Consider the following 22,538-nt stretch of genomic DNA (forward strand, 5'->3'; position numbering starts at 1 on the left):
GATGTTCCACACTTCAAATCTTGTTCACAGATGGCGGCACCGGAAGATCCAGCCCCTGTGCTTCCATTTGTTGCAGAAGTATCTGCGCGATTTCGACAGCTGCGTCGTATGCCTCCTCGAACGTATCCCCGACAGTCACAGCACCCGGGATATCCGGTATTTGAATACCCACTCGATCCTCATTCCCCCAAGCATGAATCCTATAACTTCACCTGAGCGCATTTCGCCCCTGCGGTCAGGATGGATCTCACCTGATTCGTTACCGCCAAGGCCAACCCGGATTACACTCAGCGTCCAAAGCCTGAAGCGATGCTGGATGCGATTCGCGGCTGACCCGTTCAACGGCCGCCCGCCCCGGCGGCCTGTGCTTTCAAGGAGTGTGCAATGACTCGACGTACCTTTCTCATTACCGGTGCCAGCAAAGGCATCGGTCGGGCAGTGGCCGAACATCTGGACCGTGCGGGGCATCGGGTGGTCGGGATTGCCCGGACCCCGGACCTGTCGTTCCCCGGCATTCTGTTTCCGCTGGATTTGAGCGACAGGGCGCTGACCCAGGAAGTGCTGGCGGATCTGTCCAGGACGTATGAATTTGATGGGCTGGTCAACAACGTCGGCCTGGTTCGCCCGCAAGTGTTGGGCGAAATCGACCTCGACACCTTTGATGACGTGATGCGGGTCAACCTGCATTCGGCGTTGCAGGCCACTCAGGCGTTGCTGCCAAATATGCGCGCCAAGGGCTGGGGTCGAGTGGTCAATATTTCCAGTCTGACTGTACTCGGCATCACCCAGCGCACGGCCTACGCGGCGGCCAAGGCGGCGTTGATCAGCTTCACCCGCTCCTGGGCGCTGGAACTGGCGCAAACCGGCGTGACCGTAAATGCCGTGGCGCCGGGGCCGACCGAGACCGAGCTGTTTCGCGCCAACAATCCGCCGGGCAGCGAAGGTGAAGCTCGGTATCTGGCGGGTGTGCCGATGGGACGACTGGGGCAGCCACAAGAGATCGCGGCGGCCATTGCGTTTTTGTTGTCCGAGCAAAGCGGGTTTATCACCGGGCAGACCTTGTTTGTCGACGGCGGCTCCTCCATAGGCAAAGCCGCGTTCTGACTCGCCCCCACTGGGGTCTCGACAGTATTTAGAATCGCAAAAAGGACTTGAGATGGACCGCCTCGGCGCAATGGAAACCTTCGTCTACGTGGTGGAAACCGGCTCGTTTTCCGCCGCCGCCCGGCGCCTGAATATCGGCCAGCCCGCCGTATCGAAAACCATTGCGCAACTGGAGTCGCGTCTCGCGGTTCGACTGCTGTTGCGCTCGACTCGCGGTCTGACGCCCACCGAAGCCGGGCTGGCCTTCTTCGAACGCGCCAAGCGCGCCATCGAAGAAGCCAATGAGGCCGACAACGCAGCACGCGGCGCCGCCAGCGGTCTGACCGGCAACCTGCGGATCTGTGCTGCCGTGACCTTCGGCCGACTGCACATCGTTCCGCACCTCGGGCCGTTTCTCGATCAGAACCCGGACCTGAACATCGACCTGATGCTCGATGACCGCAACGTCAATCTGGTCGAGGAAGGCATCGACATCGCCCTGCGCATGGGCACCCTGAGCGACTCCGGCCTCACCGCTCGTAAAATTGCCGAATGCCGGCGCGTCGTGCTGGGCACCCCCGCCTATTTCGAAAAACACGGTGAGCCCACTTGCCCGACCGACCTGAGCAACCACCAGGCAATCGCCTACACCTTGGGTGGCGGTGGCAACTGGCAGTTCAGCAACGGAACAGATGAGCAGTCAGTCATCATCAGCGGGCGAATCCGCGTCAACGCCGCCGAAGGCCTGCGTGCAGCCGTGCTCGCCCATCAAGGGCTGACCCTGGCGTCGGAATGGATGTTTGCGCCGGAACTGGCCAACGGTGCGGTCAGGGAAGTGATGAAGGAGTGGGCCCTGCCGAATCAGGACCTGTGGGCGGTATTTCCCACCGGCAGAATGGCCAGCGCGAAGGCTCGGGCGTTTGTGGAGTTTGTGCAGGGGTTGATGGCCAAGGAGACCTGAATCACCGGGGATCCTTGCAAACTCCAGACAGCAAAACGGCGATCCGAAGATCGCCGTTTCTGTTTATTCCCCGAATTGCCGCCCCAACCCACCCGGCACACCATGGATATTGGTCTCTTCCCATGGCCCGTCCGGGCTGATCGACCGGCTCCAGCCGTTGTTCCAGCGGTAGTAGGTGCGCTGGCGGTAGAAGGTGTTGGGCTGGTCATCAAGCACGTACACGCCAAGCTTGGCATCCCAATGGCTGTTGCCACCCGGTGGCGGCGCGAAGCTGGCGGAGGTGCGTGGCAAAGGTTTGGCGGGCTTGGCCGGAATGCTCGGCTTGCTCGGTGTCGGTGTGGGGGACGGCGTCGGACGCGGCTGCGACGGCGGGATCGGTGGCAGCCGTTCAGGCGGCTGCGGTTGGACCACACAAGCGCTTAACCCCAAAACCATACTGAGCAGGGTGATACGAGCGATGGTGGTCATAGTGGCGTTTCCTGTCATTTATCCGGGCTGTCGATGGTCAGTTTTTGCGCTGCGGTGGTGCTGCTGGCCAGGGGCTGGCTGCGACCGATCCATTCGCCGGCAGTCGGTTGGCCGGCGCGGGAGATGCGCGCAACCAGTTGGACTTCAGGGAAGTTCGACAGTTTCAACTGCGGCATCATTGCGTCGGCATCGCCCAGTTCGACGGTGGCCGGCAGATCGGCCACGGTCAGGCGTTTGGCGGCCAATGGGGCCGGTGGACCTGAGGTGGCGCGGGCGAAGATGAACACGCTGTCGCCGGGCTGGACCTTGGCTTTGAGCTCAGGTGCCAGATCGACGGTGACCTTAAGCTTCGCTGCCGCTTTGGCCACTGGTGCCTGGGCGACTTTGCCGCCGCTGGCTTCGAGTTTCTCGGTGGCTCGCGTGATCCCGCCTTGCAGCGCGGCACGGGAACTGTCCTCCGGCGGCAGTTGCGCCAACAGGCGATTCCAGTAGTCGATGGCGTCCTGATACCGCTGGCTTTCAAACGCCGCGATGCCCAGCAGGCCAAGGCTGGTGACTTCTTTCGGATCGGCTTTCAGTGCTTCGTCAGTCAACGCCTGAATCTTGTCCGACCACTTTTTGCCATCGGCGAAGTACTGGGCCTGGGCCCATTGGCCGAGCAGTTCCGGCTGACGACCGGCCAGGTTCACCGTGCGCTCGAAGATCTTCGCCGCGTCTCCCGGACGGTCCTGAGCCATGTAGGTGCGACCGAGGAAGTACAAGCCTTCAGCCGAATCCGGCTGCGCCGCGACCGCGCGCTCCAGACGCTGGGTCATCTCTTCCATCGACTGCGGCGCCTGGGCGAATTCGCGAGTCAGTTCAACCTTGTCGCTGGCACCGTAATGCAGGTACAAGCCAAGCCCAAGGACCGGCACCAGAATCGCCGCCAGCAAGGGTAACGGTTTGCCCAGGCGCGCCACGCGCGGTGCCTCGACGCCTTCGGTGTCGGCGAGCAACTCACGGGCAGCTTCGGCGCGACCGGTTTCCAGTTGCGCCGCGTTGAGCACGCCCTCCTCCTGCTCGGTTTGCAACTCAGCCACGCGCTCCTGATACAGCGCAACGTTCAGGGCAGTACGATCCTCTTCAAGCTGTGCACGACGGCCACGCAAAACGGGGATCAGCAGAAAACTCAGGGCAACCAGAAGCAGCAGACCTGCAGCGAGCCAGAAATCAATCATTCTTGGTTTTATCCAACAGGTGGTCGAGGCGCTCACGCTCCTCGGCAGAGAGCTCATCCTTGGTGTCAGCGCGCTGCACGCGACGACGGCGGACGATCACGGCGATGATCACAAAACCGCCCAGCAACAGGCCGGCGGGGCCGAACCAGAGCAGAGCGGTCTTGGCGTTCAGAGCGGGTTTGTAGCGGACGAAATCACCGTAGCGATCAACCATGAAGTCGATGATCTGCTGATTGTCCTTGCCCTCGCCCAACATGCGGAAAATCTCTTTGCGCAAGTCGGCGGCGATCGGTGCGTTGGAATCGGCGATGTCCTGGTTCTGGCACTTGGGGCAACGCAGCTCTTTGGTCAGCTCGCGAAAACGCTCGCGATCGCCTTCTTTGGCGAACTCGTAGGTGTCAATGGCGGCGTGGGCAACACCGGCCATGCTCAAACCCAATACAAGGGCGGCTATCCAGCGCTTCATGGTTTGGCCTCATCGACCAGCGCCTGATACCGGGCCGCCAGTTTTTCGCGCCAGACCTGTTCGTCGATCACCCCGACGAACTTGTCTCGGATGATGCCTTTGGCGTCGATGAAAAAGGTTTCCGGGGCGCCGTAGACACCGAGGTTCAGGCCCAGCGAGCCGTCCGCGTCACTGATCCCCAACTGGTACGGGTTGTGGAACTCCACCAGCCACTTCTTAGCGTCGGCGTTGACGTCCTTGTAGTTGATGCCATAAATCGTTACGCCCTGCTGGGCCAGCTTGTTCAATACCGGATGCTCGACCTTGCAGGCGATGCACCAGGTGGCCCAGACGTTGACCAGCGCCGGTTTACCGAGAATGTCGGCCTTGGTCAGGGTCTTGTCGCCTTCCACGGTCGGCAGGGAAAACGCCGGGAACGGCTTGCCGATCATCGCCGAAGGCAACTCGGCCGGGTCCAGGTACAACCCGCGATACAGGAAAACAGCCACCACCAGAAAAATCGCCAGTGGCAACAGCATTAACCAACGTTTCATGCAGTGGCTCCCGACATACCGAGTGCTTCCCGCACGCGGCTTTTTACCTTGACCCGATAACGGCGATCCAGCGCCGCCAGCAACCCGCCGAAACCTGTCAGCAGCCCGCCGAACCAGATCCAGCGCACGAACGGCTTGACGTGCACGCGCACGGCCCAGGCGCCATCGCCCAGCGGTTCGCCGAGTGCGACGTAAATGTCACGGGTGAAACCGGCGTCGATCCCGGCTTCGGTCATCACCGAGTTCTGCACGGTGTACAGGCGTTTTTCCGGGTGCAACACGCTGACTTCCTTGCCGCCCTTGATCACCCGGACGGTGCCCTTGTCGGAGGTGAAGTTCGGGCCTTCGTAGTGCTTGGCGCCTTCGAACACGAAGTGATAACCGGCCAGGTCCATGGACTCGCCCGGCGCCAGGCGCAAATCGCGTTCGGCACTGTTCTGGCTCGACAGCACGACGCCAAGGGCGCACACGGCGATGCCCAAGTGCGCGATCTGCATGCCCCAGTAGCTGCGGGTCAGGGTCGGCAGGCCTTTGATCAGGCCTTTGTGGCGGGTCTTGTCGAGGATGTCGCGCACACCGGCCAACAGCACCCAGGCCGCGAGCATGAACGTGGCGAGCACCGCCCAGTTGAAATCGCCATAAGCGACGCCGGCCACCACGGCCAACGCGGCACTGCCAAGCAACACCGGGGTCAGCATGCTTATCAGCCATTTGACCGGGGTGTCTTTCCAGCGCACCAGCATGCCGACGGCCATCACCATCATCAGCAACGCCATCAACGGAATGAACAGTGCGTTGAAGTATGGCGGGCCGACGGACAGCTTGGCGCCGGTCATCGCATCGAGAATCAGCGGATACAAGGTGCCCAGCAGAATCATCGACGCCGCCACCACCAGCACCAGGTTGTTGCCCAGCAGCAGGGTTTCCCGGGACCACAGGTTGAAGCCGACGTGGCTTTTCACCACCGGGGCGCGCAGGGCGAACAGCGTCAGCGAACCGCCGACCACGAACAGCAGGAAAATCAGGATGAACACGCCGCGCTCCGGGTCGGAGGCAAAGGCGTGAACCGAGGTCAGCACGCCGGAACGTACCAGGAACGTACCGAGCAAGCTCAACGAGAACGCGGCAATGGCCAGCAACACGGTCCAGCTTTTGAACACGCCACGTTTTTCCGTGACCGCCAACGAGTGAATCAGCGCCGTACCGACCAGCCAAGGCATGAACGAGGCGTTTTCCACCGGGTCCCAGAACCACCAGCCGCCCCAGCCGAGTTCGTAGTAGGCCCACCACGAACCCAGGGTGATGCCGATCCCGAGGAAAGCCCAGGCAACGATGGTCCATGGACGCGACCAACGCGCCCACGCCGCATCAAGACGACCGCCCATCAGCGCCGCGATGGCGAAGGCGAAGGCCACGGAGAAACCGACGTAACCCATGTACAGCATCGGTGGGTGAACGATCAAGCCGATGTCTTGCAGCAACGGATTGAGGTCGGCGCCATCGCTGGGCACTTGCGGCAGGATGCGCTTGAACGGGTTGGACGTGAGGATCAGGAACAGCAGGAAACCGGTACTGATCATGCCCATCACCGCCAGCACCCGGGCCAGCATCACTTGCGGCAACTGCCGGGAGAATACCGACACCGCAAAGGTCCAGCCGCCGAGGATCAAGGCCCAGAGCAGCAGCGAACCTTCGTGAGCGCCCCACACCGCGCTGAACTTGTAGTACCACGGCAAGGCGCTGTTGGAGTTGCTGGCCACGTAGGCGACGGAAAAGTCATCAGCCATGAACGCGTAGGTCAGGCAACCGAAGGCGAACAGCAAAAAGGCGAACTGGCCCCAGGCCGCTGGTTGCGCGAGGCTCATCCACAAACGATCACCGCGCCAGGCGCCGAGCAACGGCACGATGGCCTGGACCAGCGCGAAACACAGCGCCAGGATCATGGCCAGGTGGCCGAGTTCAGGGATAAACAGTGCGGATGTCATCGATCAACCCTCCTTCACGGGCGTTGGAGCAGATTGACCGCTGTCTTTCAAAGCCTTGGTCACTTCCGGCGGCATGTACTTTTCATCGTGCTTGGCCAGCACTTCGTCGGCCACCACCACGCCGTCGGCGTTCAGTTTGCCCAGCGCCACGATGCCCTGCCCTTCACGGAACAGGTCCGGGAGGATGCCGCGGTAGCTGATGGTCACGGACTTGTTGAAGTCGGTGACGATGAATTTCACGTCCAGCGAATCGCCGGAACGTTGCAGCGAGCCCTTCTCGACCATACCACCGGCGCGGATGCGCGTGTCTTGCGGGGCTTCGCCGTTGGCGATCTGGGTCGGGGTGTAAAACAGATTGATGTTCTGCTGCAGGGCGCTCAGGGCCAGGCCGACGGCAGCGCCGACACCCGCCAGGATCGCGAGAATGATGATAAGACGCTTTTTGCGCAGCGGATTCACTTGCCGTTCTCCCGGCGCAAACGACGCGCCTCTTGTTGCAGATACCGCTTGCGGGCCAGGATCGGCGCCGCCACGTTGAGGATCAGCACCGCCAGGCAGATGCCATAGGCTGACCAGACATACAGGGCATGATGGCCCATGGCGAGGAAGTCGCCGAATGAAGCAAAACTCATCGAACGGCCTCCAGACTGTTCTGCACTTCAGCTTTCACCCAACTGGCCCGGGCTTCGCGCTTGAGCACTTCAAGGCGCATGCGCAGCAACAGCACCGCGCCGAAGAAACAGTAGAAACCCAGCACCGTCAGCAATAATGGCAGCCACATCTCGGCGGGCATCGCTGGTTTTTCGGTGAGGGTGAAGGTCGCCCCCTGGTGCAGGGTGTTCCACCACTCCACCGAGTATTTGATGATCGGGATGTTGATTACGCCGACGATCGCCAATACCGCGCAGGCCTTGGCCGCACTGTCACGATTGCTGATCGCGTTGCCCAGTGCAATGAGACCGAAGTACAGGAACAGCAGAATAAGCATGGACGTAAGTCGCGCATCCCAGACCCACCACGAGCCCCACGTCGGCTTGCCCCAGATCGCGCCGGTGACCAGCGCCACGGCGGTCATCCAGGCACCGATGGGCGCCGCGCATTGCAGGGCGACGTCGGCCAGTTTCATTTTCCAGACCAGCCCGACGATGCCGCACACCGCCAGCATGACGTAGACGGACTGCGCCAGCATGGCGGCCGGAACGTGGATATAAATGATGCGAAAGCTGTTGCCTTGCTGGTAGTCAGGCGGCGCGAAGGCCAAGCCCCAAACGACACCGACGCCGATCAGCAGCACTGCGGCAATGCTCAGCCACGGCAGCAATTTGCCACTGATGCCGTAAAACCATTTGGGCGAGCCGAGCTTATGAAACCAGGTCCAGTTCATTACTGTTTCCATCACGGTTGCTCTTCGCTATGAAGAGCCAAAGGGTCTTTACTGATCAAAAAATGACCAGACCTCATTATTCGCCGACGCTGATCTTCAGGCCAGCAGCTATTGCAAACGGTGTCAGGGTTATCGCCAGGGCGGTCAGGCTACCAAGCCACAAGAGATAACCGGTCGCCGGCATGCCCTGCAGGGCCGCCTGCAAGGCGCCACTGCCGAGAATCAACACCGGGATGTACAGCGGCAGAATCAGCAGCGCCAGCAACAGGCCGCCTCGCTTCAATCCCACCGTCAGGGCTGCGCCCACCGCACCGAGCAGGCTCAGCACCGGTGTACCCAGCAATAAAGAAAGCAGCAACACCGGCAGACAGGCGGTTGGCAAACCGAGCATCAATGCCAGCAGTGGAGCGAGCAAAACCAGTGCCAGGCCAGAGAAGGCCCAGTGTGCCAGTACTTTGGCCAAAACCAGAAGAGGCAGGGGGTGCGACGAAAGGACCCACTGTTCCAGCGATCCGTCCTCGAAATCACTGCGGAAGAGCCCGTCCAGCGAGAGCAGGACCGATAAAAGTGCCGCGACCCACACCAGTCCCGGAGACAAGGTTTGCAACAATTGAGACTCGGGACCGACCGCCAACGGGAACAGCGAAACGACGATCGCGAAAAAAACCAGCGGATTGGCCAGCTCAGCCGGACGGCGGAACAGCAGACGGGACTCACGGGCGACCAGCAGGCCGAAAACACTCATACGGCCCACTTCCCCAGATCGATATCGCGATAGCTGGCCGGCATCCGGCTCAGCGTGTGGTGAGTGGTCAGCACCACCATGCCGCCGCGCTCACAGTGGGCGGCCAGGTGTTCTTCGAGTTGCGCCACGCCTTGTTTATCGAGCGCGGTGAACGGCTCGTCGAGGATCCACAGCGGCGGACTGTCGAGGTACAGGCGCGCCAATGCCACACGGCGTTTCTGCCCGGCGGACAACGTATGGCAGGGAACATCCTCGAAACCGCGCAATCCGACATCGGCCAGCGCTTGCCAGATCGCCTCGTGGGGAGCCGGTTGATGCAGGGCGCAGAGCCAGATCAGGTTCTCCTCCGGCGTCAGCAAGTCCTTGATCCCGGCGGCATGGCCGATCCACAGCAGGTTGCGCGCCAGTTCAAGGCGCTGATCGTTCAGCGGCTTACCGTTGAGCAGCACTTGACCGGCGGTCGGCTGCATCAGGCCGGATAACAGCCGCAGCAGGCTGGTCTTGCCGCTGCCGTTGGGGCCACTGATTTGCACCATTTCGCCACTGGCCAGTCTCAATTCGAGATTTTCGAAGAGCAGCCGAAGGTCTCGCTCACAAGCAAGGGCAACGGTTTGCAGGACAGGACTGGTCAAGAGATCACGGGCCTTTTGCGGTTCAAGTCGGCGGCGGAGCGGCCGCTAAAGAGATGCAGCATAGATGCATTGGCGGCCTGTTCTAGAGAGCTGCGTCAAACAAATGCAATGTTTTCGCCACTCCCCGAAGGACGGGCGGCATTATACATGCCATACCCTACTCTAAAGAGTGCATTTTCCTCAGGTTGTGACCGCGTATGACAGGCGAAATGAACATCCTCCCGGTACCGCAGACCACGCCCGCGACTTCGCGGCCGCTGGTAGTGAGCGGCGATCTGCTCAAGCTGCTGTCGCCGTTGGAGGGCCTGATCACCCCCGGCCAGACCGCCAAGGCTGAAGTGCTGTCGCTCAAGCAGGCGGATCAGACCTTTCAACTGTTGCTTAAAGTCACCCTCGACAGCGGCCGCCAGACCACGGTCCAGGCCACCAGCACCCAGCCGCTGCCCCAAGGTACCAGTCTGTCGATCACCCAACCGTCAGCGAGCAATCTGGCGATCACGGTGCAACAGGCCATTGCTTCCAGCGTCGCCACCCTCACCCGCATCGACACCGCGCAATTGCCGGTCGGGACGTTGTTGCAGGGCAAAGTACTGACCTCGCAAGTGCTGCCGCAGGTGCCGGGCCAGCCGACGGTGTTTCGTTCGATGGTGAGCCTGCTCAACACCGCGTTGAGCGGCAGCACGCTGAGCATCGACAGTCCGACGCCGCTGCGCATCGGCACGCTGTTGAGTGCCTTGGTGCAGGACACGCAAACGCTGAAATTCGTGCCGTTGAGCAACCGTCAGGAGCAACTGGCGATCACCCAGCAATTGGTCAGTCAGCAGAGCCGCCAAGGCTCGCTGGATGGTTTGATCAAGCTGCTGCAAAACCTGCCTCCGTCGGATCAGACTTCCAGCGACCTGCGGGCCGCTGTGGAAAAACTGCTGGCCGGTTTACCGGACGTTCAGCAACTGAGTACGTCAAAAGGCCTCGCTCAGGCGCTGGCCAATAGCGGGCTATTCCTAGAAGCGAAATTGCTGACCGGGCAAAATCCGACACTGGCGCCCGACATGAAAGGCGATCTGCTCAAGCTGATTGCGCAATTGACGCCAGGGCTGCCGGCCAACACCAATCTCAATGCAATCATTGCCGCCAACACGCTGGTCCAGTCCATGCCGAGTTTCGTGCGCAGCGCCCTGGGCATGCTCGGCCAGGTCAGCGCCAAGCCGTTGCCGACCAGTTTCCCGCTGCCCGAACGGCTGCTGCAAAGCCAGGACGGTGAAAACGATCTGGAGCATTTGCTGCGTCTGGCTGCGGCGGCGGTCTCGCGCCTGCAAAGCCATCAGTTGTCGAGTCTTGAGCAGACTGGCGTCACTGATGATGGCCGCCTGCTCAGCACCTGGCAGCTGGAAATCCCCATGCGCAACCTGCAGGACATCGTGCCGCTGCAGGTCAAGTTCCAGCGCGAAGAAGCGCCGGAGAAAGAACAACCCCATGAACGCCGGGACGAACGCGAACCGAAGCAGCAACTGTGGCGCGTGGACCTGGCGTTCGACATGGAACCGCTGGGCCCGATGCAGATTCAGGCGCAGCTGATCAAGGGCAGCCTGTCCAGCCAGCTCTGGGCCGAACGGCCGTACACCGCCAGCCTGATCGAAAGCAATCTGGCCGCGCTGCGCCAGCGCTTGCTGGATTCCGGGCTGAACGTCGGCGATCTGGATTGCCACCTCGGTAAACCGCCACAAGGCCCACAAACCCGCCTCGAACAACGCTGGGTCGACGAAACCGCATGAGAAACCCCAACACCCCACGCCAGGCCATCGCCCTCAAATACGACGGCACCCACGCCCCTACCCTCACGGCCAAAGGCGACGAAGCACTGGCCGAAGCCATTCTGAAGCTTGCCCGGGATTACGAAGTGCCCATCTACGAAAACGCCGAGCTGGTGAAGCTGCTGGCGCGGATGGAACTGGGGGAAAGTATTCCGGAAGAGTTGTACCGCACGATTGCCGAGATTATTGCGTTTGCGTGGAATTTGAAGGGTAAGTTTCCGGCGGGGCATGATCCGGAGGCGACCATGGTTGAGAAGGACATCACTGATCGCGGTGACGACTACTGATCGTTCCCACGCTCTAAGTGGGAATGCAGCCCGTGACGCTCTGCGTCACATTCAACAGCGGGATGCGGAGCGTCCCCAGAGATCGTTCCCACGCGGGGAACGATCTCTGGCAGGCGTCAGTTCTTGTGAAGCTTGCGCATTAACTCCGCCTCAGCCTGGGTCAACCCGCAGGACTGAGTCAGTTCATCAACGGTAGCCCCCATGCCGACCAGGCGCGCCGCCTGGGCAAACGACAGGCTCGACGGATCGCGCTGTTCCAGTTGGGCCAGTTTGTCCGGCAAGGGACTGACGACGGCGCGCAGTTCGTGCAGGTCTTCACCCATGCGCACGTTGCCGCTTTGATAGTCGTCGACGCGTTTGGCCAGGTCCTTGATGCGCTGATCGCGCAGCGCATCACCCTGGGCCTGTTGCGCGGCAATTTGCCGTTGAGCGCGAATGTACGCCAGAAACATTGCCAGCGTGCCTGCCCAGAAAAGGAACAGGACAATGACCGCTACCTCAAGAATCAATCAGATGTTCTCCAGGTCCGACCATTCTTCTTCGCTCATCATCTTGTCCAGTTCGACCAGGATCAGCAGTTCATTGTTCTTGTTGCACACGCCTTGAATGAACTTGGCGGACTCTTCGTTACCGACGTTTGGCGCGGTTTCGATTTCCGACTGACGCAGGTAAACCACTTCGGCCACGCTATCGACCATGATCCCGACCACTTGCTTGTCGGCTTCGATGATGACGATACGGGTGTTGTCGCTGATCTCGGCATTCATCAGGCCGAAGCGCTGACGGGTGTCGATCACGGTGACCACGTTGCCGCGCAGGTTGATAATGCCCAGCACGTAGCTCGGGGCACCCGGGACCGGGGCGATTTCGGTGTAACGCAGGACTTCCTGAACGCGCATCACGTTGATGCCGTAGGTTTCATTGTCCAGTTTGAAGGTTACCCATTGCAGGATCGGATCTTCGGAACCTTTTGCATTCGTCGCTTGACTACTCATACCCTGACCCCTCGAAAAACCGCTTCTAGCGGTGTGTGTTCTGTGTGGCGGCATTCAACAATGCCGTCGCATACTTGTTATGTCGGCAGCTATGTCGGTTTGTGTAGCGGCTTGCTGCCGCCCATGTGCTTTGCCCCACCGCTGGCGATCAACTCGGCCAGGGCGGAAACGTCCAGCAGCGCACACATGTGCTCAATCACCGTGCCGGCGAGCCATGGCCGCTGACCTCGATGACTTCTCCATTTGATTTCGTTCGGGTCCAGGCGCAACGAGCGGCTGACCTGATGCACCGCCAGCCCCCACTCGTAGCCCTGAACCGAAATAACGTATTGCAGGCCCTGGCGGAAATCGTCGCGGTAGCGGTCGGGCATGACCCACCGCGCGGTGTCCAGGACTTTCAGGTTGCCGGCCTGACTCGGCAGGATCCCGAGGAACCATTCCGGCTGGCCGAACAGTGGCGTCAGCTCGTGACCGGCCAGCGAATAAATCGAGCCCAGGCACACCAGCGGCACCGCCAGGGTCAACCCGGCGACATCGAACAGCAGGCATTCGAACGGCTCGGCGGCCCACGCCGGGCGACCGTCGGTTTCCACCGGTGGCGGCGTGTTGCTCGGCGGCAGATGGACTTCGACCAGCGGCGGCACCAGGGTTTGCAGCAACGGTGCGAGGGTCGAGACCGGCGCCAGGATCGGTGCCGGCGCATCTTCGATCACCACCGGGGCTTTTGCGACCGCAGTGACCACTGGCGCGACAACAGGTGCAGCTGCCACAACGGACTTCTGCGCATCACGCGCCTGCTCTTCAAGCACGGCTGCCTGGAACTCGTCCAGCGCAGCCTCAACCTCTACCGCTTCAACGACCTCGATGACTTCAGCCACCGCTTCCACTTCCAGCGGCAACTCTTCAGTCGCTTCCATCAGCAAGCTGTCCAGATAAGACTGGAGCGCCAGTTGCGGACGCGAGGTGATTTTCACCGGCCGATTCATCTCAGGCCACCTGCGGGACAAGTTGTGCCGCCAGCAAATGCTTGAGCAAGGCGCGATAAGCGAGAACCCCACGGCTCTTGCCGTCGAATTGCGAAGGCGTCAGCCCGGCCCGGCTCGCATCCCGCAGGCGCGTGTCGATCGGGATGTAGCCTTGCCAGATTTCTTCCGGGTATTTGTCGCGCAGCACGCGAAGGGTCCCGAGGGACGCCTGGGTGCGGCGGTCGAACAAGGTTGGAATGATGGAGAACGGCAAGGCCACTTTGCGTGAGCGGTTGATCATCGCCAGCGTATTGACCATGCGCTCCAGACCTTTGACGGCCAAGTGCTCGGTCTGCACCGGAATCACTAATTGCTGGCTCGCCGCCAAGGCATTGACCATCAGTACGCCGAGCAACGGCGGGCTGTCGATCACGGCGTAATCGAAGTCCTGCCACAGTTGCGCCAGGCTCTTGGCAATCACCAGACCCAAACCACTCTGGCCCGGCGACTGACGTTCAAGCGTGGCCAGAGCGGTGCTCGACGGCAACAACGAAATGCGTTCGTCGCTGGTCGGCAACAGCAACTGCCCGGGCAAGCCTTGCGGCACGCTGCCCTTGTGCAGGAACAGGTCGTAGCTGCTGTGCTCCAGGCTGTCGGGATCGTAGCCGAAGTAGCTGGTCATCGAGCCGTGCGGATCGAGATCGACCACGACCACGCGCTTGCCCGCCTCGGCCAGCAAGCCGGCTAAAGCGATAGAGGAAGTGGTTTTACCAACACCACCCTTTTGATTGGCAACGGCCCAGACTCTCATTCGGATTGTTCCTCCCGGTCGATATGCTCGACCGAGAAATAGCTCAACGTGTTAATGCAGGTGACGGAGAATTGACGGCGCTCTCTCGTACCGGCGACTTGACCGGGGTCGGTGCAGTTTGTGTGCCAGCACGCTTCAACGCGGCATCCGGTTGCGCATGGGCGGTCCCGGTGCCGGTGAGGCTGCGACGTACATCAAGATTTCGCGACACGACCAGCACCACGCGACGGTTACGCGCCCTGCCCTCAGCGGTGGCGTTGTTGGCCACCGGCTGGAACTCGCCGTAACCCACCGACGCCAGGCGGCCAGGGTTTACGCCCTGCATCGCCAGCATGCGCACGATGCTCGCCGAACGGGCCGAAGACAGCTCCCAGTTGGTCGGGTATTGCGCGGTGCGGATCGGCTGATCGTCGGTGAAGCCTTCGACGTGGATCGGGTTGTCGAACGGCTTGAGGATTGCGGCCACCTTGTCGATGATGTTGAACGCCATGTCACTGGGCATCGCATCGCCGCTGCCGAACAACAGGCTGGAATTGAGTTCGATCTCGACCCACAGCTCGTTGCCGCGCACGGTCATCTGATTGGACTTGATCAAGTCGCCGAATGCCGCGCTGATGTCATCGGCAATGCTTTTCAATGGATCACTGGCACCGGCCACGCCGGCATCGACCTGCTCGCTGTCCTTGACCAGGGGCTTGGCCGGGGTCACGGTCTTCGGCCGCTCTTCACCGATCGGGATCGGCTTGAGGGCGCGATCGCTGTCGGTAAACACCCCGATCAGCGCCTCGGAAATGACTTTGTACTTGCCCTCGTTGATCGACGAGATCGAGTACATGACCACGAAGAATGCGAACAGCAACGTGATGAAGTCGGCGTAGGAAACGAGCCAGCGTTCGTGATTGACGTGTTCTTCAGGTTGCCGACGACGAGCCATAGTCCGTTACTCCCATCAATCCATGAAGCCCTGAAGCTTCAACTCAATAGAGCGAGGGTTTTCACCTTCGGCGATCGACAGGATTCCTTCCAGCAACATTTCGCGATAACGCGACTGGCGCAAGGCAACGGACTTGAGCTTGGCGGCAATCGGCAGCAACACCAGGTTGGCACTGGCCACACCGTAGATGGTGGCGACGAAGGCGACGGCGATGCCGCTGCCCAGTTGCGTCGGATCGGCCAGGTTGCCCATGACATGGATCAGGCCCATCACCGCACCGATGATGCCGATGGTCGGCGCGTAGCCGCCCATGCTTTCAAAGACTTTGGCCGCTTCGATGTCGCGGGCTTCCTGGGTGTAGAAATCCACTTCCAGAATGCTGCGAATCGCTTCCGGCTCGGCGCCGTCGACCAGCAGTTGCAGACCTTTGCGCGAGTAACTGTCAGGTTCGGCATCGGCCACCCCTTCCAGACCGAGCAGGCCTTCCTTGCGCGCGGTCAGGCTCCAGTTGACGACGCGGTCGACGCCACCGGCCAGGTCAACGCGAGGCGGAAACAGAATCCAGCCAATGATTTGCATGGCACGCTTGAAGGCGCTCATCGGTGATTGCAGCAATGCCGCGCCGATAGTCCCACCGAGTACGATCAGCGCCGCCGGGCCGTTGGCCAATGCGCCGAGATGACCGCCTTCAAGGTAGTTGCCGCCAATGATGGCGACAAACGCCAAGATGATCCCGATAAGGCTTAGAACATCCATCAGATACACGCCTCGACCAAGTGCCTGCCAATATCGTCCAGACCGTAGATCGCGTCGGCGAGGTCAGCTTTGACGATGGCCATCGGCATGCCGTAGATCACGCAGCTGGCTTCATCCTGAGCCCAGATCGCGCTGCCGCCCTGCTTGAGCAGGCGTGCGCCTTCACGACCGTCGGCGCCCATGCCGGTCAGTACGACCGCCAGAACTTTGTCGCCGTAGGACTTGGCTGCCGAACCGAAGGTGATGTCCACGCACGGTTTGTAGTTCAGACGCTCGTCGCCCGGCAGGATTTTCACCGCGCCACGGCCGTCGATCATCATTTGCTTGCCACCCGGCGCCAGCAGCGCCAGGCCCGGACGCAGAATGTCGCCATCCTCCGCTTCCTTGACGCTGATGCGGCAGAGCTTGTCCAGACGTTCGGCGAAGGCCTTGGTGAAGGCCGCCGGCATGTGCTGGATCAACACGATCGGCGCCGGGAAGTTGGCCGGCAACTGGGTCAACACCCGTTGCAGGGCAACCGGACCGCCCGTGGACGTACCGATAGCCACCAGTTTGTAGGCTTTGCGTTTTGGTGCGGGCGACGACTGCCCGGACGATGCCGGGGACGATGCCGGGGCGTAGCTACGCGCCGGAATTGGTGCCGGAGCCGGACGCGCAGGCGTGCTGCTGCCGTAACTGCTGACGCTCGAAGGCGCAGGCGTCGGGGCTGGCGCGGCGACCGGGGCCGGTGCGCTGTAGGTGTTGGCACGACGGTTACTGCGCGAGATGCTGAGAATCTTCTCGCACAGCAGTTGCTTGACCTTCTCCGGGTTACGGGAGATGTCTTCGAAATTCTTCGGCAGGAAATCCACCGCGCCGGCGTCCAGCGCGTCGAGGGTTACCCGAGCGCCTTCGTGGGTCAGCGAGGAGAACATCAACACCGGGGTCGGGCAACGCTGCATGATGTGCCGCACTGCCGTGATGCCATCCATCATCGGCATCTCGTAGTCCATGGTGATCACGTCTGGCTTGAGGGCCAGCGCCTGATCGATCGCCTCTTTTCCGTTGGTCGCCGTACCGACGACCTGGATATTCGGATCCGCTGAAAGAATTTCCGAGACGCGGCGGCGGAAAAACCCCGAATCGTCCACCACCAGGACTTTGACTGCCATAAACACTCCGTTAGGACGGAGCGAGGCTTAGTCGCCCCGCTCCACCAGAATCAAATACGCCGTGCGGCGTAACGCTTGAGCATGCTCGGAACATCGAGAATCAGCGCGATGCGACCGTCACCGGTAATGGTGGCGCCCGACATGCCCGGGGTTCCCTGGAGCATTTTGCCCAATGGCTTGATGACCACTTCTTCCTGGCCCACCAGCTGGTCGACGACGAAGCCGATCCGCTGAGTACCCACCGAAAGGATCACCACGTGGCCTTCGCGCTGCTCTTCGTGAGCGGCGGAGCTGACCAGCCAGCGCTTGAGGTAGAACAATGGCAGTGCCTTGTCCCGCACGATCACCACTTCCTGGCCGTCCACCACGTTGGTGCGCGACAGGTCGAGGTGGAAGATTTCGTTGACGTTCACCAGCGGGAACGCGAACGCCTGGTTGCCGAGCATGACCATCAGCGTCGGCATGATCGCCAGGGTCAACGGGACCTTGATGACGATCTTCGAGCCTTTGCCCTTGGTCGAATAAATATTGATGGTGCCGTTGAGCTGGGCGATTTTGGTTTTCACCACGTCCATGCCCACGCCGCGTCCGGAGACATCGGAAATTTCGGTCTTGGTCGAAAAACCCGGCGCAAAGATCAGGTTGAAGCAGTCGGACTCGCTGAGGCGATCCGCGGCATCCTTGTCCATCAGCCCTTTCTTCACGGCAATGCCGCGCAGAACATCGGCGTCCATGCCCTTGCCGTCATCGGAGATGGACAGCAGGATGTGGTCGCCTTCCTGTTCTGCGGACAGGATCACCTTGCCGCTGCGAGGTTTGCCCATCGCTTCGCGCTCGGCCGGCTCTTCAATGCCGTGGTCGACCGAGTTGCGCACCAAGTGGACCAGCGGGTCGGCCAGGGCCTCGACGAGGTTCTTGTCGAGGTCGGTTTCTTCGCCGACCAACTCCAGGTTGATCTCTTTCTTGAGCTGGCGAGCCAGGTCGCGAACGAGGCGCGGGAAGCGCCCGAAAACTTTCTTGATCGGTTGCATCCGGGTCTTCATGACCGCGGTCTGCAGGTCGGCCGTGACCACGTCGAGGTTCGACACAGCCTTGGACATGGCTTCGTCGCCGCTGTTGAGGCCCAGACGGACCAAGCGGTTACGCACCAATACCAGTTCGCCGACCATGTTCATGATTTCGTCGAGACGCGCGGTATCAACCCGCACGGTGGTCTCGGCTTCACTGGCCGGTTTTTCCGGTGGCGGCGCGGACGGTGCGCGGGCTGGAGCCGGTGCAGCGGCAGCCGCCGGTTTCGGCGCTTCGGCTTTCGGCTCGGGAGTCTTGGCAACCGGTTTCGGTGCAGCAGCCTTGGCGGCTGGAGCAGCCACCGCAGCACCTGTGCCGACTTCAGTGAATTTGCCTTTGCCATGCAATTCGTCGAGCAGCGACTCGAACTCGTGATCGGAGATCAGATCACCACTGGCCGCTTTCGCGGTTGGCGCAGCCGAGGCGGGTACGGCGGCAATGGCCGACTCCAGCGCGTCCACCGCAAAGTTGCCCTTGCCGTGCAACTGGTCAAGCAGTGCTTCGAATTCGTCGTCGGTAATATCAGAGCTGTCGCCGGCCGCTTTCGGAGCAGCCGGTGCAGTGGACGGTGCCACCGCGTCGACGGCGAACTGGCCTTTGCCATGCAGTTGATCGAGCAACGACTCGAACTCGGCATCGGTGATTTCGTCGCCGGCCGCCGAATCGGCAGCCGCCACTGGAGCAACCGCCGGCGCTTCGGCTTGAGCCTTGACGGCGTTCAGCGAGTCCAGCAATTGCTCGAATTCGTTATCAGTGATGTCGCCCGACTCTTCAGCAGCAGGTGCTTCGACCACTTCAGCAACCGGTGCAGATTCATCAGCCGTTTGCGGCTCGGCCAGACGGGCCAGTGCCGCGAGCAATTCAGGCGTGGCAGCCGTAATCGGGCTGCGTTCGCGGACCTCGGTGAACATGCTGTTCACCGCATCCAGCGCTTCGAGAACCACGTCCATCAGTTCCGAGTCGACGCGACGCTCACCCTTGCGCAGGATGTCGAACACGTTCTCGGCGATGTGACAGCACTCCACCAGCTCGTTGAGCTGGAGGAAGCCGGCGCCCCCTTTTACAGTGTGAAAACCGCGAAAAATTGCATTGAGCAAGTCCGCATCATCCGGTCGGCTTTCAAGCTCGACCAGCTGTTCGGACAGTTGCTCTAGAATCTCGCCGGCCTCAACCAGGAAATCCTGAAGGATCTCTTCATCGGCGCCGAAGCTCATTAAGGGGGTGCTCCTGAGGTCTAAAAACCTAAAAAACCTAAAATGCTAAAACTCTAAAATCCTAGGCTGGATAACAAATCGTCCACATCGTCCTGACCGGACACAACGTCTTCTCTTTTATCGGCATGAATCTGCGGACCTTCACCCTGAGAGAGATGTTTTTGCGGATCTTTTTCAGCGAGCATCGCTTCACGGTCATGTTCGATACCCGCAAAGCGGTCTACCTGACTGGCCATGAGCACAAGCTTGAGCAGGTTGCTTTCAACTTCGGTGACCAATTGGGTCACGCGTTTGATCACCTGACCGGTGAGGTCCTGGTAATCCTGGGCCAGCAATATGTCGTTGAGGTTGCTCGACACCGTGCGATTGTCTTCGCTGCTGCGTGTCAGGAAACCGTCGACTCGCCGGGCCAGTTCGCGAAACTCTTCAGCCCCGACTTCGCGACGCATGAAGCGCCCCCAGTCGGCGCTCAATGCCTGAGCTTCATTGCTCAGGCCATTGACCAGCGGCGTGGCGTTTTCCACCAGGTCCATGGTGCGGTTGGCCGCAGCCTCGGTCAGCTTGACCACATACCCCAGGCGCTCGGTGGCGTCCGTGATCTGCGACACTTCCTCGGCTTGCGGCATGTTCGGGTCAATCTGGAAATTGACGATCGCGCTATGCAGCTCGCGAGTGAGCTTGCCCACTTCCTGGTACAGGCCGCGGTCACGGGTCTGATTGAGCTCATGGATCAGTTGCACAGCGTCGCCGAACCTGCCCTTTTCAAGGCTTTCGACCAGTTCGACCGCGTGTTTTTTCAGGGTCGATTCAAAATCGCCCTGTGAAGATTCTTTGTGGTCCATAGCTCCCCCGTGGCGCAGTTTCTCAACCGATGCGTTCGAAAATCTTCTCGATTTTGTCTTTCAACGCCTGGGCCGTGAAGGGTTTCACCACATAGCCGTTTACACCGGCCTGGGCTGCTTCAATGATCTGCTCGCGCTTGGCTTCAGCGGTCACCATCAGCACTGGCAGGTGCTTGAGTTTTTCATCGGCGCGCACGTGACGCAGCAGGTCGATACCGGTCATGCCCGGCATGTTCCAGTCCGTTACCAGAAAGTCGATGCTGCCGCTGTTGAGAACCGGAATGGCGGTAATTCCATCGTCAGCCTCGACGGTGTTGGTGAACCCCAGATCGCGCAGCAGGTTCTTGATGATCCGCCGCATCGTTGAGAAGTCATCAACGATGAGGATTTTCATGTTCTTGTCCAATTCGACCTCCAAGCAGTCTTAAACGCGCCCAGCACCTGGACGCGCCATTTCAATCAATCCGGCAATGCACTCGATGACTGTCTGGAGCACAACAGATCGCGACCGGTGCAGTTCAACACCCCACCGGCCTCGTTCGCAGTGTCCCCACACTGCCTTCAGCGCGCTCGCCACTCCCCCAAACGCCCCCGCAAACGGGCCGCGCACTGGCTATGTAACTGGCTGACCCGCGATTCGCTGACCCCCAGGACCTCACCGATTTCCTTGAGGTTCAGCTCTTCGTCGTAGTACAGCGCCAACACCAGTCGCTCACGCTCCGGCAAATTGGCAATCGCGTCCGCCAGCGCGGCCTGGAAGCGTTCATCTTCCAGATCGCGTGACGGCTCCAGATGTGCACTCGCGCCATCCTCGTGCAGCCCTTCGTGTTCGCCGTCCTGCAACAGATCGTCGAAACTGAATAACCGGCTGCCCAGGGTGTCGTTCAAAATCCCGTAATAATCGTCGAGACTCAATTGGAGTTCGGCCGCAACTTCATGATCTTTAGCGTCACGACCTGTTTTAGCTTCAATCGAGCGAATTGCGTCACTGACCATGCGGGTATTGCGGTGAACCGAGCGTGGCGCCCAGTCACCCTTGCGCACTTCATCGAGCATCGCGCCGCGGATTCGAATGCCCGCGTACGTCTCGAAACTCGCGCCTTTGCTGGCGTCATATTTGGTCGATACTTCCAGCAGGCCGATCATCCCGGCCTGGATCAGGTCTTCAACCTGAACACTGGCCGGCAGACGGGCCAGCAAGTGGTAAGCAATGCGTTTGACCAGTGGCGCGTAACGCTCGATCAGCTCGTACTGCGCGTCACGTGCCGACTTCTTGTAGAGGTTGTAGCCACTGGCTGTCATAGGACGGGTCCTGCGGTCTGTTGCACGAGGCGCTCAACGAAAAACTCCAGGTGCCCACGCGGGTTGGCAGGCAGCGGCCAGGTGTCGACCTTCTGCGCGATGGCCTTGAACGCCAGGGCGCACTTGGAACGCGGGAAGGCTTCGTAGACGGCACGCTGTTTCTGCACGGCCTTGCGCACGCTTTCGTCGTAAGGCACCGCGCCGACGTATTGTAAGGCGACGTCAAGGAAGCGGTCCGTGACCTTGGTCAACTTGGCGAACAGGTTGCGACCTTCCTGCGGGCTCTGGGCCATGTTGGCCAGGACGCGGAAGCGGTTCATGCCGTAATCGCGGTTCAGCAGCTTGATCAGCGCGTAGGCGTCGGTGATCGAGGTCGGCTCGTCGCACACCACCAGCAAGACCTCTTGCGCTGCGCGGACGAAACTGACTACCGAGTCACCAATACCTGCAGCGGTGTCGATCACCAAGACATCGAGGTTGTCGCCGATATCGCTGAAGGCCTGGATCAGGCCGGCGTGTTGAGCCGGGCTCAGATGAACCATGCTCTGTGTGCCGGACGCGGCCGGGACAATGCGAATACCGCCGGGGCCCTGCAACAGAACGTCGCGCAGCTCACAGCGGCCTTCGATCACGTCGGCCAGGGTACGTTTGGGTGTCAGCCCCAAGAGGACGTCGACGTTCGCCAGCCCCAGATCGGCGTCCAGCAGCATGACGCGCCGGCCGAGCTCAGCTAGAGCCAGGGACAAGTTCACTGACACGTTAGTCTTCCCGACGCCACCTTTGCCGCCGGTCACCGCGATCACCTGTACGGGATGCATGCTGCCCATGTTATTTCTTTACCTTGTCTTGCATAGACGGAGGCCACATTACTGGCTGCGCGCTCAATAACTGAACAATGCATGGCAGACCATCGATGTAGGTACAAAAA

At 60.8% G+C, this 22,538-nt stretch carries 26 protein-coding genes and 1 pseudogene; 4 read left to right on the forward strand and 23 right to left on the reverse strand.

Features of this window, described 5'->3' with window-relative positions; translation table 11 throughout:
- Positions 1 to 28 precede the first annotated feature (28 nt).
- Positions 29 to 199, reverse strand: a pseudogene (locus RHP74_RS22290) (type II toxin-antitoxin system HicB family antitoxin); the annotation flags it as partial.
- Between the two features lie 185 nt (positions 200 to 384).
- On the opposite strand from RHP74_RS22290, the gene RHP74_RS22295 reads away from it, so the two are divergent.
- Positions 385 to 1,104: an SDR family oxidoreductase gene (locus RHP74_RS22295; RefSeq protein WP_010456900.1), complete on the forward strand. Its 720-nt coding sequence runs from the start codon at positions 385 to 387 to the stop codon at positions 1,102 to 1,104.
- Between the two features lie 52 nt (positions 1,105 to 1,156).
- Entirely contained in the window at positions 1,157 to 2,044 is an 888-nt protein-coding gene (locus RHP74_RS22300; protein WP_200666783.1) for a LysR family transcriptional regulator, read from the forward strand.
- Positions 2,045 to 2,107: 63 nt separating this feature from the next.
- Here RHP74_RS22300 and RHP74_RS22305 read toward each other — a convergent pair whose 3' ends face one another.
- The 10 genes from RHP74_RS22305 to ccmA all read right to left on the reverse strand — a co-directional run bounded on the left by RHP74_RS22305 (position 2,108) and on the right by ccmA (position 9,474).
- Positions 2,108 to 2,512, reverse strand: coding sequence for a hypothetical protein (locus RHP74_RS22305; RefSeq protein WP_010456904.1), 405 nt, complete (start codon positions 2,510 to 2,512; stop codon positions 2,108 to 2,110).
- A gap of 14 nt (positions 2,513 to 2,526) precedes the next feature.
- Entirely contained in the window at positions 2,527 to 3,729 is a 1,203-nt protein-coding gene (gene ccmI, locus RHP74_RS22310) for a c-type cytochrome biogenesis protein CcmI (RefSeq protein WP_077748640.1), read from the reverse strand.
- The gene (locus RHP74_RS22315) at positions 3,722 to 4,195 is read right to left on the reverse strand and encodes a cytochrome c-type biogenesis protein (RefSeq protein ID WP_010456908.1); all 474 of its coding nucleotides are present in this window, start codon (positions 4,193 to 4,195) and stop codon (positions 3,722 to 3,724) included. The genes ccmI and RHP74_RS22315 overlap by 8 nt, the downstream gene beginning before the upstream one ends.
- Complete coding sequence (locus RHP74_RS22320; protein WP_010456909.1) at positions 4,192 to 4,728, reverse strand: DsbE family thiol:disulfide interchange protein; 537 nt, start codon at positions 4,726 to 4,728, stop codon at positions 4,192 to 4,194. The genes RHP74_RS22315 and RHP74_RS22320 overlap by 4 nt, the downstream gene beginning before the upstream one ends.
- The gene (locus tag RHP74_RS22325; RefSeq protein ID WP_010456911.1) at positions 4,725 to 6,713 is read right to left on the reverse strand and encodes a heme lyase CcmF/NrfE family subunit; all 1,989 of its coding nucleotides are present in this window, start codon (positions 6,711 to 6,713) and stop codon (positions 4,725 to 4,727) included. Before RHP74_RS22325 ends, RHP74_RS22320 begins: the two co-directional genes overlap by 4 nt.
- A gap of 3 nt (positions 6,714 to 6,716) precedes the next feature.
- Positions 6,717 to 7,172, reverse strand: coding sequence for a cytochrome c maturation protein CcmE (gene ccmE / locus RHP74_RS22330; protein ID WP_311096313.1), 456 nt, complete (start codon positions 7,170 to 7,172; stop codon positions 6,717 to 6,719).
- Entirely contained in the window at positions 7,169 to 7,345 is a 177-nt protein-coding gene (gene ccmD / locus RHP74_RS22335; protein WP_010456915.1) for a heme exporter protein CcmD, read from the reverse strand. The genes ccmE and ccmD overlap by 4 nt, the downstream gene beginning before the upstream one ends.
- The gene (locus tag RHP74_RS22340; RefSeq protein WP_010456917.1) at positions 7,342 to 8,097 is read right to left on the reverse strand and encodes a heme ABC transporter permease; all 756 of its coding nucleotides are present in this window, start codon (positions 8,095 to 8,097) and stop codon (positions 7,342 to 7,344) included. The genes ccmD and RHP74_RS22340 overlap by 4 nt, the downstream gene beginning before the upstream one ends.
- 76 nt (positions 8,098 to 8,173) lie before the next feature.
- A complete protein-coding gene (gene ccmB, locus RHP74_RS22345) occupies positions 8,174 to 8,842 on the reverse strand; it encodes a heme exporter protein CcmB (RefSeq protein WP_010456919.1) in 669 nt (222 codons plus the stop codon).
- Positions 8,839 to 9,474, reverse strand: a complete 636-nt coding sequence (gene ccmA / locus RHP74_RS22350) for a cytochrome c biogenesis heme-transporting ATPase CcmA (RefSeq protein ID WP_010456921.1) — start codon at positions 9,472 to 9,474, stop codon at positions 8,839 to 8,841. Before ccmA ends, ccmB begins: the two co-directional genes overlap by 4 nt.
- A gap of 197 nt (positions 9,475 to 9,671) precedes the next feature.
- On the opposite strand from ccmA, the gene RHP74_RS22355 reads away from it, so the two are divergent.
- Together RHP74_RS22355 and RHP74_RS22360 are read left to right on the forward strand one after the other, a co-directional pair.
- On the forward strand, positions 9,672 to 11,246 hold the full coding sequence (locus RHP74_RS22355; protein WP_311096314.1) for a flagellar hook-length control protein FliK: 1,575 nt from the start codon (positions 9,672 to 9,674) through the stop codon (positions 11,244 to 11,246).
- Positions 11,243 to 11,572 (forward strand): EscU/YscU/HrcU family type III secretion system export apparatus switch protein, encoded by a 330-nt coding sequence (locus RHP74_RS22360; protein ID WP_010456924.1) that lies wholly within the window; start codon positions 11,243 to 11,245, stop codon positions 11,570 to 11,572. The genes RHP74_RS22355 and RHP74_RS22360 overlap by 4 nt, the downstream gene beginning before the upstream one ends.
- A gap of 116 nt (positions 11,573 to 11,688) precedes the next feature.
- Here RHP74_RS22360 and RHP74_RS22365 read toward each other — a convergent pair whose 3' ends face one another.
- From RHP74_RS22365 to fleN, 12 genes are all read right to left on the reverse strand, one after another.
- Entirely contained in the window at positions 11,689 to 12,081 is a 393-nt protein-coding gene (locus RHP74_RS22365) for a DUF2802 domain-containing protein (protein WP_010456926.1), read from the reverse strand.
- Positions 12,082 to 12,567 carry a chemotaxis protein CheW gene (locus RHP74_RS22370; protein WP_010456928.1) on the reverse strand — a complete coding sequence of 162 codons (486 nt, stop codon included), beginning with the start codon at positions 12,565 to 12,567 and terminating at the stop codon, positions 12,082 to 12,084.
- A gap of 89 nt (positions 12,568 to 12,656) precedes the next feature.
- Entirely contained in the window at positions 12,657 to 13,553 is an 897-nt protein-coding gene (locus RHP74_RS22375) for a CheW domain-containing protein (RefSeq protein ID WP_154912279.1), read from the reverse strand.
- Position 13,554: 1 nt separating this feature from the next.
- Positions 13,555 to 14,343, reverse strand: coding sequence for a ParA family protein (locus tag RHP74_RS22380; RefSeq protein ID WP_010456932.1), 789 nt, complete (start codon positions 14,341 to 14,343; stop codon positions 13,555 to 13,557).
- Between the two features lie 43 nt (positions 14,344 to 14,386).
- A complete protein-coding gene (gene motD, locus RHP74_RS22385) occupies positions 14,387 to 15,277 on the reverse strand; it encodes a flagellar motor protein MotD (protein WP_010456934.1) in 891 nt (296 codons plus the stop codon).
- Between the two features lie 15 nt (positions 15,278 to 15,292).
- Positions 15,293 to 16,033 (reverse strand): flagellar motor protein, encoded by a 741-nt coding sequence (locus tag RHP74_RS22390; protein ID WP_010456935.1) that lies wholly within the window; start codon positions 16,031 to 16,033, stop codon positions 15,293 to 15,295.
- The gene (locus RHP74_RS22395; protein WP_311096316.1) at positions 16,033 to 17,184 is read right to left on the reverse strand and encodes a chemotaxis response regulator protein-glutamate methylesterase; all 1,152 of its coding nucleotides are present in this window, start codon (positions 17,182 to 17,184) and stop codon (positions 16,033 to 16,035) included. Before RHP74_RS22395 ends, RHP74_RS22390 begins: the two co-directional genes overlap by 1 nt.
- A gap of 50 nt (positions 17,185 to 17,234) precedes the next feature.
- On the reverse strand, positions 17,235 to 19,466 hold the full coding sequence (locus tag RHP74_RS22400) for a chemotaxis protein CheA (protein ID WP_311096317.1): 2,232 nt from the start codon (positions 19,464 to 19,466) through the stop codon (positions 17,235 to 17,237).
- A gap of 53 nt (positions 19,467 to 19,519) precedes the next feature.
- Complete coding sequence (locus RHP74_RS22405) at positions 19,520 to 20,308, reverse strand: protein phosphatase CheZ (RefSeq protein ID WP_282410249.1); 789 nt, start codon at positions 20,306 to 20,308, stop codon at positions 19,520 to 19,522.
- A 22-nt stretch (positions 20,309 to 20,330) separates the two neighbouring features.
- The gene (locus tag RHP74_RS22410) at positions 20,331 to 20,702 is read right to left on the reverse strand and encodes a chemotaxis response regulator CheY (RefSeq protein WP_008072643.1); all 372 of its coding nucleotides are present in this window, start codon (positions 20,700 to 20,702) and stop codon (positions 20,331 to 20,333) included.
- A 167-nt stretch (positions 20,703 to 20,869) separates the two neighbouring features.
- Positions 20,870 to 21,610 carry an RNA polymerase sigma factor FliA gene (fliA, locus tag RHP74_RS22415; protein WP_007894214.1) on the reverse strand — a complete coding sequence of 247 codons (741 nt, stop codon included), beginning with the start codon at positions 21,608 to 21,610 and terminating at the stop codon, positions 20,870 to 20,872.
- Positions 21,607 to 22,437: a flagellar synthesis regulator FleN gene (gene fleN, locus RHP74_RS22420; protein WP_003222917.1), complete on the reverse strand. Its 831-nt coding sequence runs from the start codon at positions 22,435 to 22,437 to the stop codon at positions 21,607 to 21,609. The genes fliA and fleN overlap by 4 nt, the downstream gene beginning before the upstream one ends.
- Positions 22,438 to 22,538 lie beyond the last annotated feature (101 nt).

This window comes from Pseudomonas sp. SG20052 (assembly GCF_031766055.1).
Classification (GTDB): Bacteria; Pseudomonadota; Gammaproteobacteria; order Pseudomonadales; family Pseudomonadaceae; genus Aquipseudomonas; species Aquipseudomonas mandelii.